Here is a 14,771-nt window from a genome sequence, read left to right on the forward strand (position 1 = left end):
GGGGAGCTATATAGAATGAACTAAAGAAATGAAGGTTATAGGGCCGCATCGGGCCCTTTTAACAGGAAGTTCGATGCAAACTTTAGTTCAATCTATATAGAAAAGGATAAAATACTTTTTCAGCCCCTGAGAAGGGCGTGCTGGCACGCGGTCTGCAAATCGCGCCATACCCGGTTAATTTCCGTATCTTCCATGCAGGCCGATAATCCCAACAGCGGGAACAGCCGCAGGCCGCAGCCTAGCGAGGCTTTCGCAACCGTAATGCATTCGATGGAAATCCGCTGCTCCATTTCGGGCGTCAGCTTCCCTTTTTGCCCCAGCTCTTCCCATGACTTGTCCAATACCCTGTAAAAGGCATCCTTCTGATGGGCAAACTCTTCGATCTGCTCCTTTAGCTCGGCAAGAACGCTTTCATTTCCGCGCGCTTGCAAATAGGCTTCCGCCGCCTCCAGAAAATGATCGGCCAGCCCTATCGCAACGCCCGCAAACGAAGTTTGCGCAAACGGCAGGAACGGATATTTGTACAGCAGCTCGTCCTCATGGGAACGCATCTCCGAGAACGAAAACGTCATTTCGTCCGGAACAAAAGCGTCCGTGACGACCATGCTGTGGCTGCCGGTCGCTTTCAGGCCGAACGGATTCCAATCCTTTTCGATCCGCACCTGATCCGGCCGCATAATGATGGTCACGATTTGCGGTTCCTGGCCGGCATCCGGCTGCTGCTGTTCCAACAGCGTGTTGGCCGTGAAGGTGGTGGCAAACATGGAGCCGCTGCAATACTTCCATCTACCATTAACAATATAGCCGCCATCCACTCTGCGCGCGGTCCCCGTAACGGCGCCGCTGCCTGCAATGACGGCATCGGGCCGGGCGAAGACGCTGCGTGCGGTTTCGTCCGTCATGAACGGAACGAAGTAACCGCCTCCCGAGCCGATCGTCACCAGCCAGCCAAAGCTGCCGTCAATGCGCGCGCACTCCTGGAAAATGCGGATCGCCTGCGGCAGCGGCGTCATATTTCCCTCCAAATCATCGGCGACAAACAAATGAAACAGCTTTTTGTCGTATATGTACTTTAGCGCTTCCGGCGTCAACTCGCCTTCCCGCTCCATCCGGTACGACTGCTCGCGAATGCGGATAATCTCCTGCTGTGTAAATCCCATGCTTCCACCACTTTCGTATGTAATAAATCTTTTGCTTTTCTATTTTAACACGAACGGTCGATGAGAGACTGTTTCAAAAAAAAATGGCTTAAAAACTAAGACGACCCGCCTTCTCCGTTTCCGAAGTCAAGCGGGCCGCCGCATCTATTTGAACGGCACGAGGCCAGTTATCCCAACAAAGCCGTAATTTCTTTAAAATGGTCGGCGAATCCGACAAACACCTGATCGTCGATCACGATCGTCGGGACCGTCTGCATGCCGGTCAGTCTCAGAACTTCCTCGGCGTATTCCGGATTGTCTTCGCAGTTGTATTCGATAAAGTCGATTTGGTGCTCCTTAAAATATCGTTTAGCCTGATGGCAGTCGCTGCATGTGGAAATCGTATAGATTTTAACGGATGGTTTCATTTCGATTCACTCCTTAACGGTAGGTTTCGTTAAACCGCCAGTCCGGCAGCCTCGCGGATCTTTTCCAGCGTCATTCGGCGGATGAATTTGCCGAATTTCTCTTTTCCTTTTGCATTGGCCTTGTAGAAGTCGATCATCTTGATGACCGCCGGGATGATCTGTCCCTCCTCCAAACCTTCCGCCAGCAGCTCGGCAGCTGCAGCCTTGATCCCTTTGGCTTCCCCGCCGACGTATATGCTGAACGTGTCCTTCATTTTGACGATGCCGATGTCTTTCAGCAGCGGTTCGCTCGTGCCAAGCGCGCATCCGGCATAAGCAACCTTAATCGGAACCGGCGTTGCAATCCCGGAGATCGCTTGATGGATCGCTTGAGCCGTCGCGAGACCGGCATCTTCCGCTCCTTTGCAAAATTGGCAGGCGATCAAGCCTTTCACGACGGCCCCGGCGGGAAAAACCTCCAGCCCGGCCTGCTGCAATGCTTCCGTCACCCGTTCTTTTTCGTCAACCGGCACTTCGACGTAAATCTGTCTAAACGGCGTAATTTCAATATGCGCATCCCGGCCGGCTGCGGATGCAATCGTTGCAAGCTGCTTAGGGGTAATCACGTTTCCCCCGATTTGAATCGGCGTCGATACGGCAATTTTCGTTTTCCCCGGCGTTTCTATGGCCTCCATCATACGGCTGTTCTCCTTCTCCCTATTTCGACTGGATTTGATTATTTGGCTTCCACTACGAATGGCACGGTCAGTACGTCCCCCCGATGCTGAAATTGCCCCCAGATTTTATAGATTCCTTTTTCCGGGAAAGATGTGGCAAATGCCGCCGTCGGGCCTTTCGAGCTTTCATCGACGGGATGGACGTGAAGATAATGTTTCGTATCGGCCGACAATACGACGACGTGGCCGGCTGCACCCAGGTACTGCTCCAAGTCGACTATTTCTTTTTTGGAATGGGCGTCCTTTACCGTATAGGTCAGTATTGTATCGCTTTGCGCCCGGTCCGTGCTTAGCGAGAGCTCGAATTCCCTGCCGTCGACTTCTTTCACCAACTTGCTCTCGGGTTCAAGCTTATGATGACCTGCGAGCGTGCCGCTTACCTCTACCCATTCGCTCAAATTCGAAGCGACGTCGTCTTCCGTAACGAAATCGACGAACAATTTATATTTGCCTCCATCCGGGAAGACCGTTTTGACTTTAAAAACCCCATTGCCCTCATATTCGGGATGAATATGGTTAAAAAACGACAGGTCATGGTTGACGATGATCAGATGGATCAGTTTTTCGTGGGTAACTTTGAAACGGCTCAATGGATTGCCGGCACGATCGGTCGTTACGATCATGATCTCCGTTTCTTCATTGGCGTTCGGTATGCCCTTTGGAAACTCGTAACGCACCTTATAAAGGCCAGGCATATTTTGATGATGTCCGTGCCCGCCATGATGATGACCATGATTCCCATGGGTGTCTTGACCGTGAAGGTCATGCTGATGAGCGTCATGCTGATGAGTGTCATGCTGTTGATGGTCATGTTGGTGATGGTCATGTTGGTGATGGTCATGTTGGTGATGGTCATGTTGGTGATGGTCATGCTGGTGATGCTGGTTGCTTCCATGATTCATTGATTGATGTTCGCTCATATTAAATCGCTCCCTTTTTTCGGATCGTTTTTAAAAGCTGAACCGCTCTCGAATCAGTACCGCCGACCGGCTGGTTAAATCAGCCCTCCGGTCGACGTTTCAATGCCATCTTTCCGCAGATTTCCATACCAATCAGTGGCGGATTTTTACCCGCTGCAGGCGCAGCGCGTTCAATACGACGGATACCGAACTGAGCGCCATCGCCGCGCCGGCGATCCAAGGCGCCAGCAACCCAAGTGCCGCTACAGGAATGCCCAGCGTGTTGTATCCCAGCGCCCAAAACAGATTTTGCTTGATGTTGCCCATCGTTTTGCGGCTCATATAGATCGCGTCAGGGATGCTCGACAGGTCCCCGCGCATGAGCGTCACGTCCGCCGCTTCCATCGCGACGTCGGTGCCCGTGCCGATCGCCATGCCGATATCGGCCGTCGCAAGCGCCGGGGCGTCGTTGATGCCATCGCCGACCATTGCCACTTTTTTGCCTTGGGCTTGAAGCTTTTTGACCTCTTCAGCTTTTCCTTCCGGAAGCACCTCGGCGCGGACATGATCGATGCCGACTTCCGCCGCGATGGCTTTGGCGGTGCGTTCGTTGTCGCCCGTGATCATGATGACTTCGATGCCCATGTCTTTCAGGCGTTGTACCGCTTCTTTGGAAGTTTCTTTAATGGTATCCGCCACCGCGACCATCCCTGCATACTTGTTGTCGATCGCCGCCAGCATGGCCGTTTTGCCGGATTCCTCCAGGCGGGACATCAATTCATAGGCGTGGGCGGCGTCAACGCCGTGTTTATCCATCAATTTTCGCGTGCCGACCAGCAGTTTCTTGCCTTCGACTTCAGCTTCGATGCCGTAGCCCGGAACGGCCGCAAACATTTGCGTGTCCGGTAACCGGATACCGCGTTCCTGTACGCCGGCGACGATCGCTTCCGCGAGCGGGTGCTCCGAATTTTTCTCTGCGGCGCCGACCAGTCGAAGGAACTCTTGTTCATCGCCTTCCGCGATGACATCGGTCAATTCCGGTTTACCTTTTGTAACGGTGCCCGTTTTATCCAAAATGATCGCATCGATTTTATGTGTTTGCTCCAAATGCTCTCCGCCCTTGAACAGGATCCCGAGCTCGGCAGCGCGTCCGGAACCGGCCATGATCGATGTCGGCGTAGCCAAACCAAGCGCGCAAGGGCAAGCGATAACCAGAATGGCGATGGCTTTTTCCAACGCTTCGGAGAAGTTGCCCGGCGTGACGAAGAAATACCAGACCAGAAATGCGACGACCGCGATGCCGACCACGATCGGTACGAAGATGCCGGAAATGACGTCGGCGACCCGCTGGATCGGCGCTTTGGAGCCTTGTGCCTCCTCAACGACTTTGATGATTTGCGCCAAAGCCGTCTCCTTGCCGACCTTCGTAGCCTGAACGCGCAGAACGCCGTTTTTGTTCAGGGTGGCGCCGATGACAGCGTCCCCGGCTCTTTTCTCGACCGGCAAGCTTTCGCCTGTCAGCATCGATTCGTCCACCGACGATTCGCCTTCCAGCACGTTGCCGTCCACCGGAATTTTTTCGCCCGGACGAACCATGACGATATCGCCTGCGATGACTTCCTCAACCGGAACCGTCAGCTCCTGTCCGTCGCGGATCACCCGCGCCGTTTTCGCTTGAAGTCCCATCAGCGATTTGATCGCTTCCGACGTGCGGCCTTTGGCCAAGGCTTCAAACAACTTGCCCATAATAACCAACGTAATTAGAATTGCGCTCGTTTCGTAATACATGTTCGGACCGTGATGCATATTTGCGCCTTTCGCATACCAGTCGATCGTCAGGTACAAACTGTAGAAGTAGGCGGCCGAAGTCCCCAGCGATACCAGCACATCCATGTTTGCACTTCCGTTGCGGAGCGCTTTATATGCCCCGACATAAAACGGCCAACCGATATAAAACTGTACCGGAGTCGCCAGGATCAACTGGAACCACGGGTTCATAAACAGATCGGGCAAATAAATCCATGATGTGAACGAAAAGTGAGCGACCATCGCCCACAGCAGCGGAAGCGACAGGATCGCCGAAACGATCAGCTTGCGTTTTTGCTTCCGGACCGCCCGGTCCCGGTTGTCTGCCTGTTCTTCGCTATCGCTTTGGACGTTCGCTTTGTAGCCGAGCTGTTTCACTTTTGACTGCATGTCGGAGACCGAAACCTCCGCGGGTGAATATTCTACCGTAGCGGTCTCCAGCGCGAAATTGACGGCTGCGTTCGATACGCCGGGCAATTTGTTCAACCCTTTTTCGATCCGGTTCGCACACGCGGCGCATGTCATGCCTTCAAGCTTGAAACGCGTCAATTCCTTGACGGTCCCGTAACCAAGCTTTTTGATGGTGGCATCGATCGCTTCTTCGTCCACTTTATCCGAATCGTAGGTTACGGTCGCCCGCTCAAGCGCAAAATTCACGTTTGCCGAATCCACGCCTTCCAGTTTGTTCAACCCTTTTTCAATCCGGTTCGCACACGCGGCGCATGTCATCCCGGTAATTTGCAAAGTTTTCTGTTTTTGTTTTTTAAGAGCTGCTTCCAAAACAATCACTCCTTCATGAGCCTCACGTTTATTGTATCCATTTCAAAATTTTGATTGATGTCGTTGCTTGCCTTTCTTGATTTTAGTATACCCCCTCACCCTATATTTAGTCAACACATTTTTACAATACCCCTCCACCCTATTTTTTTATCCATGAAAAAAGCCGCCCTCAGGCGGCTTGCCGTTTTATTTGATCAATTTGTTCATTGTCGTCATGAGCTCCGTGAGCACATCCTGATCGCCTTCCTGAATCCGTTGAACGACGCAGCTTTTCATGTGATGCTCAAGCAGCAGTTTTCCCACGCCGTTCAAAGCGGACTGCACGGAGGCAATTTGGTTCAAAACATCATCGCAGTACGTATCCTTCTCGATCAGTCCCTTGATTCCGCGAACCTGGCCTTCAATGCGGTTCAAGCGACTGACCAGACTGTTTTTCACCTTATCCGAATGATGGCTTTTCCGCTCGGTATGATCTCCGCAGCAAGCTTCTTCTTTTTGATCGGCGTTCTGATCCATCATTTCCGGTACCGTATTCATGCAACTCGCCTCCTTTTAACCTGATAATAGTATTATACTCGGGATCGTGCCGGATACAAAACGTTTCATGTCAAATATGAAGTCGGTATCGTTCGGAATGGGCTTCAATGTGCTGCGGCGATCTATATTCCTGATTCGAGAAAAGGCTGATACATCATCAGAGCCCGGTTTTCCGTGATGAATTCGTCTTGCACAAGCTCGCCTTCGCGATTGAACACTTTGCGGTAAATGCTGTTATGCCGCTCGTAGCCGCCCCAAAGGTTCTGGGTGATCCGATGCTCTTTTTCATAGATTTCGTAGGTGTGAAGCGTCATTTGAGTCGTCCTCCACTCGCCCGTCAAATCCCTGTCTTCCATGCCAAGCACCAGCTGATAAGGTTCGGCCGTATTATTTTTGATTCGAAGATCCAAGTAGTTATAAGCGCACGTCGCCCCGCTTCCAAACGGCTGGGTTCGGTTTGCGTCCGGGAATACGTCGTAGCTGTGGCGATGCCTTTCGGTCACTTCAAGCGGTGTATGCAGCGTGATCCAGTACAGCAAATTGGAAAGCTGGACAGTCCCCCGCCAACGCCCGGTTTGAATCCCCCGTAAAATAAAACCATGCCTTCGACGTACCCTTTTCGCAGGGTAGGTTTGCCGATCAATCTCCAGTAAGAAAAGGTTTCCCCGGGCATGACCGTAATTCCGTTGATACGCCGGGCGGCGATTTTAAGATTGGTTACTTTGTTATGCTGAAGCCACATATCCACGTCTTTCAGCTTTCTGAGCATCGGTGTGCGATGAGCGGCAACGCGGAACGGCAACTGTTCCCGTCTTTCGGTTTTGGCAAAATGCGCGGAGCCGAAGCACCATTCCAGGTACCTCCTCCCCCTATAATAGGCGGTTCCCAGCCGAATTCTCCATTTAGACCTGTGAATCGGTTTGTAAATAGCTTCCATGCTTCTTGCCTCCGCCATTTCCCCTTTGATCAATCATGCTTCCGTACAATATGATTCTTCGCTTATCATATCATAACTACCTTTATTGGGGATATATGTGAGGAGTCTATACAAAAGTAAGCACCTCAATTGTTATTCGCCTTGCACGATCATTTCCTAAACTTCACCAATAAAGTATAATCATTAAAATCTTCAATAATTGGAGGTGAACCAACATATGAAAATCATAATAATGCAACAAATTCAGTTGGATAGTAGTAACAGAGATTTGAGAAATGTATATAGAGAGTTCGAATCCAATGTAATACCTCATATAGGTGATTTTATTAGCGATTCTGCTTATAAAGATCCCGCTGAATATGAAGTAGCAAAAGTAAGCATCAACTATTATCGCGATGAATGTTACGTTTCTCTATATCCTGTTATTATCTATTCAACAAATCCTGCAGACATAGACAAAGTAGCTAAAATGATGCAGAGTCATGGATGGACTTGCCCCTCACTTGAGCATTCTGTTTAATATAATGCCTTGGGTTAACAACTACCCCAGGGCTTTTTCATTCATTATCAACTTCGTTTTTCCAAAAAACCAATTTAACAGGGCCACAGTAAAAAATCATCCCAACTCGGGCATATGCTCAAGAGTAAACCGATTTACATAGGCAGATGTGAACTCCGCCGCATCCGTATCACTATGTGAGCAGTTCTGGAAAGATATGAATCAAGACATATCGTGTATTGACGCATTCTGAAATCGAATTCGGGAGGAAGCCAAAAAAATGTTAAACGCTACTGACATACTGTTGTCAGCAGCGTTTTTTTATACTCGGAGTAAATAAACGTAAAGGAGTAGAAGATAAATGCGAAGTATTTTGACCCAAAATGATATGATACCGAATTGTATCATGAATTATAGGAAGGATGGGATCTCATGAATTTGGCTTCTATACGCATCATTACCGACGACGTGGATCGTCTCGTCCAGTTTTATGAGAAAGTCATGGGTGTGTCGGCGGAACGCCCTGCGCCCGTCTTCGCAGAATTCGTTATGCCATCGTGCACCCTGGCGATCGGCCATTCCCAGACGGTGCAACTGTTTGGCGCTGGTTCCGCAGTGGCGGCCGACAATCGCACGGTCATCATCGAGTTCCGCGTCCAAGATGTCGATGCCGAATACGAGCGCTTGAAGCCGTTTGTCAACGAGTGGGTAAAGGAACCAACCACGATGCCATGGGGGAACCGTGCTGCGCTGTTCCGCGATCCCGACGGCAACCTGATTAACCTCTTCACGCCGGTGACCGAGGAAGCGATCAAACGATTCAGCGGTAGGTCGTTGACGAACAGTTGAAGTGAATGAGTCGAATTGTGTAGTTAGTACGTTTACTGGCCACTTCATATAAAGAGACCAGAGACCATAGCAACGAGCTATGGTCTCTTTATTTTATTTCTAATCCATCGACTTCGATTAGTAGCTTTTCTCCTCGTTGCAACTTCACGGGAATATTGAATCATATTTTTTAGCAAGTTGTTTATTCCTTGGATCTCTTATCGTTCGCTCCTTCTAAAAATATTAGACTGAAATGGAATTAGCTTCGCATTTCCGTGGAATCATTCTCGTAGCATCGTTTCCCGTTTTATCGAATTGGGCAGGCTCTGCCGATGCGATTCGATCCGATCAATCTCCTACTGTGATGCCTGCATCTTGTATAGGATGGAGCCAAGATGCGAATCCTACATGGTCACAGTTTCCGTTGTGTAATAAAAATAAGTAAAAAAGTCAGAATCTTAAGCAGTTAAAAAAGCTAAACAACCTCAGCCCAGTCGTATACCGAGCGGAGGTTGTGTGGCTTAAAGATGTCTACATGACGGGGGAACTTCCTTCAGCGGCGTCAATGTTATGGTTGTTCAGCTCTTATCCCGGGATGGATCCTCATCCATGGCGACGGCTGAATCCAATACACTGTCCTGCGGAACGCTCGTGAGATCCAGCTTTTGCTTCACCTGGTCGTTGATATTCCCATACCAGGCCTCAAAGGAATCGTCCAACTGCTCCTCTCGATTACGATCCTCGTTCACATCCGAATCAACTTCGATCTTATACCTAATACCCCGTAGTTGTCTTTGGGGTGGATCATATTTTACTTCAGCTCCTTCTTATACGGATTGAATTAAAATCCCCTGTAAAACCAATTTTATACATGGTATTGCTTTCACAGCTTCGGCGAATAAATTACTGCAAATCGGCAATATTTCACCAAATCTGCTTTTGTTGTTACGTTATCCTGCCCGTTATAAAAGGCAGCTGACTCGATCTGTCGCATAGCCTCGGTTGCAGTAACAAAATAGAGGCAACCCGAATCGGCAGCCTCCTTTGATCTATTCTCCAGTTTTGGCAAATCGTTCAATTCTCTCACCAATCTGGTCGCGAACACGTTGAAATACAGCCCACTTCTCTTCATCCGTACCTTGAGCTTTCGCCGGATCTTCAAATCCCCAATGCTCACGTTTAACGCTTGGCGGAGTTACGGGACATTTGTCTGCTGCATCGCCACAAAGAGTAACCACTAAATCGGCGTGGTTGAGGATTCCAGGATCAATGATCTCCGAACTTTGATTCGAAATATCAATTTCCACCTCATGCATAGCTTTTACAGCATTCGGATTGAGTCCGTGAGCTTCGATCCCCGCGCTAAACACATTCCAGTTCTCACCTAGATATTTTTTGGCCCATCCTTCCGCCATCTGACTTCGGCAAGAATTCCCTGTGCACAAAAAGTAAATTGTTTTCTTTCCCATAAAAGATCGTCTCCTTGTTTTTTAAAAATTTAATATTGCTAGCCACAAATACAGGCCCAACAATGTAATCAAAAGGGTAGGGATTGTAAGGATGATGCCGGTTCTAAAATACGTTCCCCATGAGATTTTGACCCCTTTGGTGGATAGCACATGTAGCCAAAGGAGTGTCGCCAGAGATCCTATAGGAGTAATCTTTGGACCTAAGTCAGAACCGATCACATTGGCATACGCTAAAGCCTCTCTGATTGCATCGGTTGTTTGGGTTGATTGTATAGCCAGGGCATCAATCATGACCGTCGGCATATTGTTCATTAAAGATGACAGGACTGCAGATAAAAAGCCCATTGATATCGTAGCCACAAACAATCCTTGATCCGCTGCCGATTGAATGACTTGAGATAATAAATCAGTCAGTCCGGCATTTCGCAAGCCATACACCACCACATACATGCCGATCGAGAAAAATACGATTGCCCACGGGGCGCCCTTCACCACGTCCTTGATTGGGACCATTGGGCTTCTTCGTGCCATAAGCAGAAAGAAGACGGCTATAATTCCAGCTACGATGGATACTGGTATATTCAAAAACTCGCTCGCAAAGTATCCAATCAATAGGATGACGAGAACAACCCAAGATAATCTGAACATTTTAGGATCTTTAATCGCATCCTTTGGGGACTTAAGATCTGCAGTATCAAATTTTTTTGGGATGCTCTTTCGGAAGAACAAATACAGAACGATAATGCTGGCACCCAGGGCAAATAAATCCGGGATGATCATATGGCCGGCGTATTCCAAGAAGGAAAAGCCGAAGAAGTCCGCAGACACGATGTTTACAAGATTGCTGACAACCAATGGTAAGGAAGTCGTGTCTGCAATAAATCCACTGGCGATGATAAAAGGAAATACCTTCTTCTCATCGAATCGGAGCGCCCGCACCATTGCAAGGACAATTGGGGTAAGAATCAACGCAGCCCCATCATTGGCGAAGAATGCAGCAACAATAGCTCCCAAAAAGGAAATATAAACAAACATTCTCAAGCCGCTGCTGCGAGCTGCTCTTGCCATATGCAGCGCAGCCCATTCGAAAAATCCGATGCTGTCCAAAATAAGAGAAATGAGGATGATGGCTATAAAAGCAAGAGTAGCATTCCAGACGATTTGTGTTACGTCCCAAACGTCTTGAAAATTTACGACGCCGATCAGTAGCGCTAGGATGGCGCCGCCGCAGGCAGACCATCCAATAGATAAATTCTTTGGCTGCCAGATCACCAGAATTAATGTGACCAAAAAAATGACACAAGCAAGTACAGCGGTTAGCATTTTGACCTCCATATAATGAAATCACGAATATCGAAACATTCGCGAATCATTATATAACTATATACTTATATATTCAATATAAGAAAATTTACTTGCACACCGAAGTTAAATTTTCTTTGTTTAGTGAGGATAAAATGGTTTTGGAGTCGGGCGTGTGCTCCAATACAGCCTTAATGTATGGCTTGTTTTCTACATTTAGAGAGTAGTAAACCCATTGTCCGCGTTTACTTTCCTTCACCATACCTTGAGATTTCAGCTTTCTTAAATGCTGACTCACTGCAGGCTGGGAGATTTCCAAGATCTCGACAAGCTCACAGACACAAAATTCCCGTTCCTTAAGCAACGATAAAATGGTAAGGCGGGTATAGTCGCTTAGCAGCTTTAATTTATCAGCCATTTCATGTATCAGTTCCAAAATTGCCCCTCCTTTTTGACGATATATAAGTGAACGTTTATATGATATGCTGATCATAAATAAAAATCAAATCCAAAGAATTTCATTTTCATCCAAAAAAACATTTGCATTTTGCAATCAATGAGAGTATAAATGAATCATGAGGTGAAAAACGCAATGGAAAGCACTCGCGAACTATTCCAGATCATGACCCGCCGTTTCGGCTTACTAAATAAAAATTGCTGCACCGTGGGTGGGCATGACATCACTCCAGTCCAAAGTCACATTCTGTTTGAGGTTGACCGCCAACATAATCCATCGATCCAACAGATCGCAGAAACGTTAGGCACAGATATCACAACATTCAGCCGGCAAATACAATCATTGATCAAAATGAACTTGATCAAAAAGACGCCTGATCCAACAGATCGCCGGGTTTCCACACTCTCTCTAACTGTTGAAGGGAAATACGTTGCTACAACCATCGATCATCAAATGAACGCTTATTTGGATGAAGTATTTTCTTTCATGACCGAATTTGAAAAAGAGACCGTTCTCCGTTCCATCAAATTGATGAATGAAGCGATGGCCAAATCCGATCATTGCTGCAAACCGATGTTAGGGTAATTTTTTTTACCTCCAAATACTTGCATATTGCAATTAAAATCAATGTACTGATGTCAAATGACTTAGCTGCTTTTCATAGCAGGTCATTAAACATACAAACCCATTTAAGGAGGTCCTTTGATGTACGATCACTATTACTCCACCGAGTACCTGATGAAAATAAACGAACAAGAGGTGCGAAAAACTGCTCGGCAAGCATGGAAATGGTCCACCGTAAAGCCAAAAACGAGTTGGTATAGGCTTCTGGAGCCTCTACGTAAAACGAAGACAGATCCTTGCTGCCCACAACCAATTCAAGCTTGTTGCTAAAGTGCTGCTGACCATTTATCGAATCCTAACAAATCCCAAGGAGTGTTATCCATGACAAAGTTAACGAATGACGAAATCCGCCAGAATGTACGGAATCGATATAAGCAAATTGCCGTTGCCGAGGTGAATGTAGAATCTTGTTGCCAACCAAACAACAGCCAATCCAGCTGCTGCAGCACACCTTCTGATTTCAATTCGATATCGAGCAGATTAGGCTATTCGGAAGACGAATTAAATGCGGTACCTGAAGGCGCAAACCTTGGTCTGGGTTGCGGTAACCCGCAAGCCATTGCTTCTTTAAAGGCCGGCGAAGTAGTACTGGATCTTGGGAGTGGCGGAGGATTTGACTGTTTTCTGGCCTCTCGGCAGGTAGGGGAAACGGGTAAAGTGATCGGCGTGGACATGACTCCTGAAATGGTTAGCCGTGCCCGCAAAAACGCGGTGAAAGGCAATTTTATGAACACCGATTTTCGTTTGGGAGAAATCGAGCATCTTCCAGTTCCGGATAACAGTGTAGATGCCATAATATCGAACTGTGTAGTCAACCTTTCACCAGATAAGCAGCAGGTGTTTGATGATTCGTTCCGCGTTCTTAAAATTGGCGGCCGGATAGCCATTTCCGATATCGTCACAACAGCGGATCTTCCACCGGAAATAAAAAATGACCTGCATGAATTCTATTCCGGCTGCATCTCCGGGGCATCGTCTGTCGGCGAAATTGAAGCGATGCTTCAAAAGAGTGGTTTTACCAACATCAGTGTTGAGCCAAAGGATGAGTCCAAAGCGTTCATTAAGGATTGGGTCCAAGGATCAAATATTGAAGATTACATCGTTTCGGCTGTAATCAAAGCTATTAAACCCTGAGTGACTTCCGTTAGCCCACCTATTTAGAGTTCTAATGACGCCATTTTAAACCGAGTTCTTCCAATGATTAAAAATGAATTGTGAAGGTAAAGTCATAGCCACGGTCTGTGGTTATGACTTTTTCACTTCTACTCCTTGACTCCCCTGCTCTTCGACTTCTCTGACTCGTCTGTAAAAGGTAGTCCTTTTCATATCTATCTGCCGGATGGCTTCGGTAGCGGTTACCTCTTTGCTTGCGTAATAATACCCAAGATACCGATACAACCAAGTCTGGCAGGATATCTGCTATAATTTGATATCATACCAATAAAAGGAATGATATGTCATTAAATTCATTGGCCGGATTGGGGAGTGTTTGCGATGAATGAAGAACAGATCGCGGCTGCGGAAGCGGCCATCCGGTACATGAAAGAGCATTTGGAGGATGATGTTACGTCCGAACGGCTCGCGGCCATTGTCGGATACAGCCCCTTCCATTTTTCCAGGATATTTAAACAAGCGACGGGGATTTCCCCGCGCCATTACTTGTCGGCCCTGCGGATGGAAGCCGGAAAATCGGCCCTGCTGCGGGACCCTTCCTTGCTTATGAAAATTTTGCTGTCGATCGGATTCCGTAGTCCGGGTTCTTTTCATACGCGCTTCAAGCAAAACGTCGGAATGTCTCCCCGCAAGTTTCGCGCTTTTGCCCAGCCCTTGTCCAGTTACGTCAGGCAATATGAGCTGCAGGAGCCGATAGCTGAAAAAGAAAAACCGGGCATTCCTTCGCCTATGCAGCAAATCCGCTGCCGCATCGAAGCCCCGCCTTCTTTTCGCGGCATCGTTTTCGTCGGTTTCTTTCCAAGCCCCATTCCGGACCAGAGGCCCGCGGCCGGAACAGCGATGAACCGCAGCCGGAACTGCACTTTCACCGACGTCCCGCCGGGAGTGTATCATGCTTTGGCGGCAGGCATTCCTTGGAGCCTTAATCCGAAAGATTATTTCATACTGAACCATGCGTTGCGCGGAAAATATCCTCACCCGATCCAAGTTGCGGAGAACAGCAGCCTGCAAGTTACGATTTCGCTTCGGGAGCCGCTTGCGGTCGATCCGCCGATCGTCGTAAATTTGCCCCTGCTTCTGTTCGAGAAAAAAGAAAGAAACAAAGCAAAGTAGAAGACTTTTCTACATACGCTTCCCGCTATAATTTCTGCATAAAAAAATTTAAATCGGGGGCTTA

The 14,771-nt window shown here is 48.1% G+C and carries 16 protein-coding genes and 1 pseudogene; 6 read left to right on the forward strand and 11 right to left on the reverse strand.

The genetic code is table 11. The features are described 5' to 3' along the window. Positions 1–119: 119 nt before the first annotated feature. From RJP21_RS14915 to RJP21_RS14930, 4 genes are all read right to left on the reverse strand, one after another. The gene (locus RJP21_RS14915) at positions 120–1,160 is read right to left on the reverse strand and encodes an acyl-CoA dehydrogenase family protein (RefSeq protein WP_310859961.1); all 1,041 of its coding nucleotides are present in this window, start codon (positions 1,158–1,160) and stop codon (positions 120–122) included. A gap of 167 nt (positions 1,161–1,327) precedes the next feature. Continuing rightward, entirely contained in the window at positions 1,328–1,567 is a 240-nt protein-coding gene (locus RJP21_RS14920) for a glutaredoxin family protein (RefSeq protein WP_310859962.1), read from the reverse strand. Between the two features lie 29 nt (positions 1,568–1,596). Next, on the reverse strand, positions 1,597–2,244 hold the full coding sequence (locus RJP21_RS14925) for a nitrite reductase (protein ID WP_310859963.1): 648 nt from the start codon (positions 2,242–2,244) through the stop codon (positions 1,597–1,599). Positions 2,245–2,282: 38 nt separating this feature from the next. Next, positions 2,283–2,978 carry a hypothetical protein gene (locus tag RJP21_RS14930; RefSeq protein ID WP_310859964.1) on the reverse strand — a complete coding sequence of 232 codons (696 nt, stop codon included), beginning with the start codon at positions 2,976–2,978 and terminating at the stop codon, positions 2,283–2,285. A 24-nt stretch (positions 2,979–3,002) separates the two neighbouring features. Between RJP21_RS14930 and RJP21_RS14935 the strand changes: the two genes are divergently transcribed. Beyond that, entirely contained in the window at positions 3,003–3,188 is a 186-nt protein-coding gene (locus RJP21_RS14935; RefSeq protein ID WP_310859965.1) for a hypothetical protein, read from the forward strand. A gap of 147 nt (positions 3,189–3,335) precedes the next feature. Here the strand turns inward: RJP21_RS14935 and RJP21_RS14940 are convergent, their stop codons facing one another. The 3 genes and pseudogenes from RJP21_RS14940 to RJP21_RS14950 form a co-directional block, all read right to left on the reverse strand. Beyond that, positions 3,336–5,768, reverse strand: coding sequence for a heavy metal translocating P-type ATPase (locus RJP21_RS14940; protein WP_310859966.1), 2,433 nt, complete (start codon positions 5,766–5,768; stop codon positions 3,336–3,338). Positions 5,769–5,954: 186 nt separating this feature from the next. Next, positions 5,955–6,284 carry a metal-sensitive transcriptional regulator gene (locus tag RJP21_RS14945; RefSeq protein ID WP_160038578.1) on the reverse strand — a complete coding sequence of 110 codons (330 nt, stop codon included), beginning with the start codon at positions 6,282–6,284 and terminating at the stop codon, positions 5,955–5,957. A gap of 143 nt (positions 6,285–6,427) precedes the next feature. Continuing rightward, positions 6,428–7,242: pseudogene (locus RJP21_RS14950) on the reverse strand (VanW family protein). 217 nt (positions 7,243–7,459) lie between these two features. On the opposite strand from RJP21_RS14950, the gene RJP21_RS14955 reads away from it, so the two are divergent. Together RJP21_RS14955 and RJP21_RS14960 are read left to right on the forward strand one after the other, a co-directional pair. After that, positions 7,460–7,762, forward strand: a complete 303-nt coding sequence (locus RJP21_RS14955; RefSeq protein WP_310859967.1) for a hypothetical protein — start codon at positions 7,460–7,462, stop codon at positions 7,760–7,762. A gap of 411 nt (positions 7,763–8,173) precedes the next feature. After that, entirely contained in the window at positions 8,174–8,590 is a 417-nt protein-coding gene (locus tag RJP21_RS14960; protein WP_310859968.1) for a VOC family protein, read from the forward strand. Between the two features lie 557 nt (positions 8,591–9,147). On the opposite strand, the gene RJP21_RS14965 is transcribed toward RJP21_RS14960, so the two are convergent. The 4 genes from RJP21_RS14965 to RJP21_RS14980 all read right to left on the reverse strand — a co-directional run bounded on the left by RJP21_RS14965 (position 9,148) and on the right by RJP21_RS14980 (position 11,758). Further along, positions 9,148–9,318: a hypothetical protein gene (locus RJP21_RS14965; RefSeq protein ID WP_310859969.1), complete on the reverse strand. Its 171-nt coding sequence runs from the start codon at positions 9,316–9,318 to the stop codon at positions 9,148–9,150. Between the two features lie 300 nt (positions 9,319–9,618). Further along, positions 9,619–10,038: an arsenate reductase (thioredoxin) gene (arsC, locus tag RJP21_RS14970; RefSeq protein WP_310859970.1), complete on the reverse strand. Its 420-nt coding sequence runs from the start codon at positions 10,036–10,038 to the stop codon at positions 9,619–9,621. A gap of 21 nt (positions 10,039–10,059) precedes the next feature. Beyond that, positions 10,060–11,361, reverse strand: a complete 1,302-nt coding sequence (locus RJP21_RS14975; RefSeq protein WP_310859971.1) for an arsenic transporter — start codon at positions 11,359–11,361, stop codon at positions 10,060–10,062. A gap of 88 nt (positions 11,362–11,449) precedes the next feature. After that, entirely contained in the window at positions 11,450–11,758 is a 309-nt protein-coding gene (locus RJP21_RS14980; protein WP_397386226.1) for an ArsR/SmtB family transcription factor, read from the reverse strand. A gap of 174 nt (positions 11,759–11,932) precedes the next feature. Here RJP21_RS14980 and RJP21_RS14985 point away from each other — a divergent pair, with 174 nt between their 5' ends. The 3 genes from RJP21_RS14985 to RJP21_RS14995 all read left to right on the forward strand — a co-directional run bounded on the left by RJP21_RS14985 (position 11,933) and on the right by RJP21_RS14995 (position 14,707). After that, complete coding sequence (locus RJP21_RS14985; protein ID WP_310860267.1) at positions 11,933–12,382, forward strand: MarR family winged helix-turn-helix transcriptional regulator; 450 nt, start codon at positions 11,933–11,935, stop codon at positions 12,380–12,382. A gap of 360 nt (positions 12,383–12,742) precedes the next feature. Beyond that, on the forward strand, positions 12,743–13,555 hold the full coding sequence (locus RJP21_RS14990; protein ID WP_310859973.1) for an arsenite methyltransferase: 813 nt from the start codon (positions 12,743–12,745) through the stop codon (positions 13,553–13,555). A gap of 360 nt (positions 13,556–13,915) precedes the next feature. Then, complete coding sequence (locus RJP21_RS14995) at positions 13,916–14,707, forward strand: helix-turn-helix transcriptional regulator (RefSeq protein WP_310859974.1); 792 nt, start codon at positions 13,916–13,918, stop codon at positions 14,705–14,707. The last annotated feature ends 64 nt before the right edge of the window (positions 14,708–14,771 follow it).

The sequence above is a fragment of the Paenibacillus sp. VCA1 genome, from assembly GCF_031583795.1.
Taxonomy (GTDB): domain Bacteria; phylum Bacillota; class Bacilli; order Paenibacillales; family Paenibacillaceae; genus Paenibacillus_AQ; species Paenibacillus_AQ albilobatus.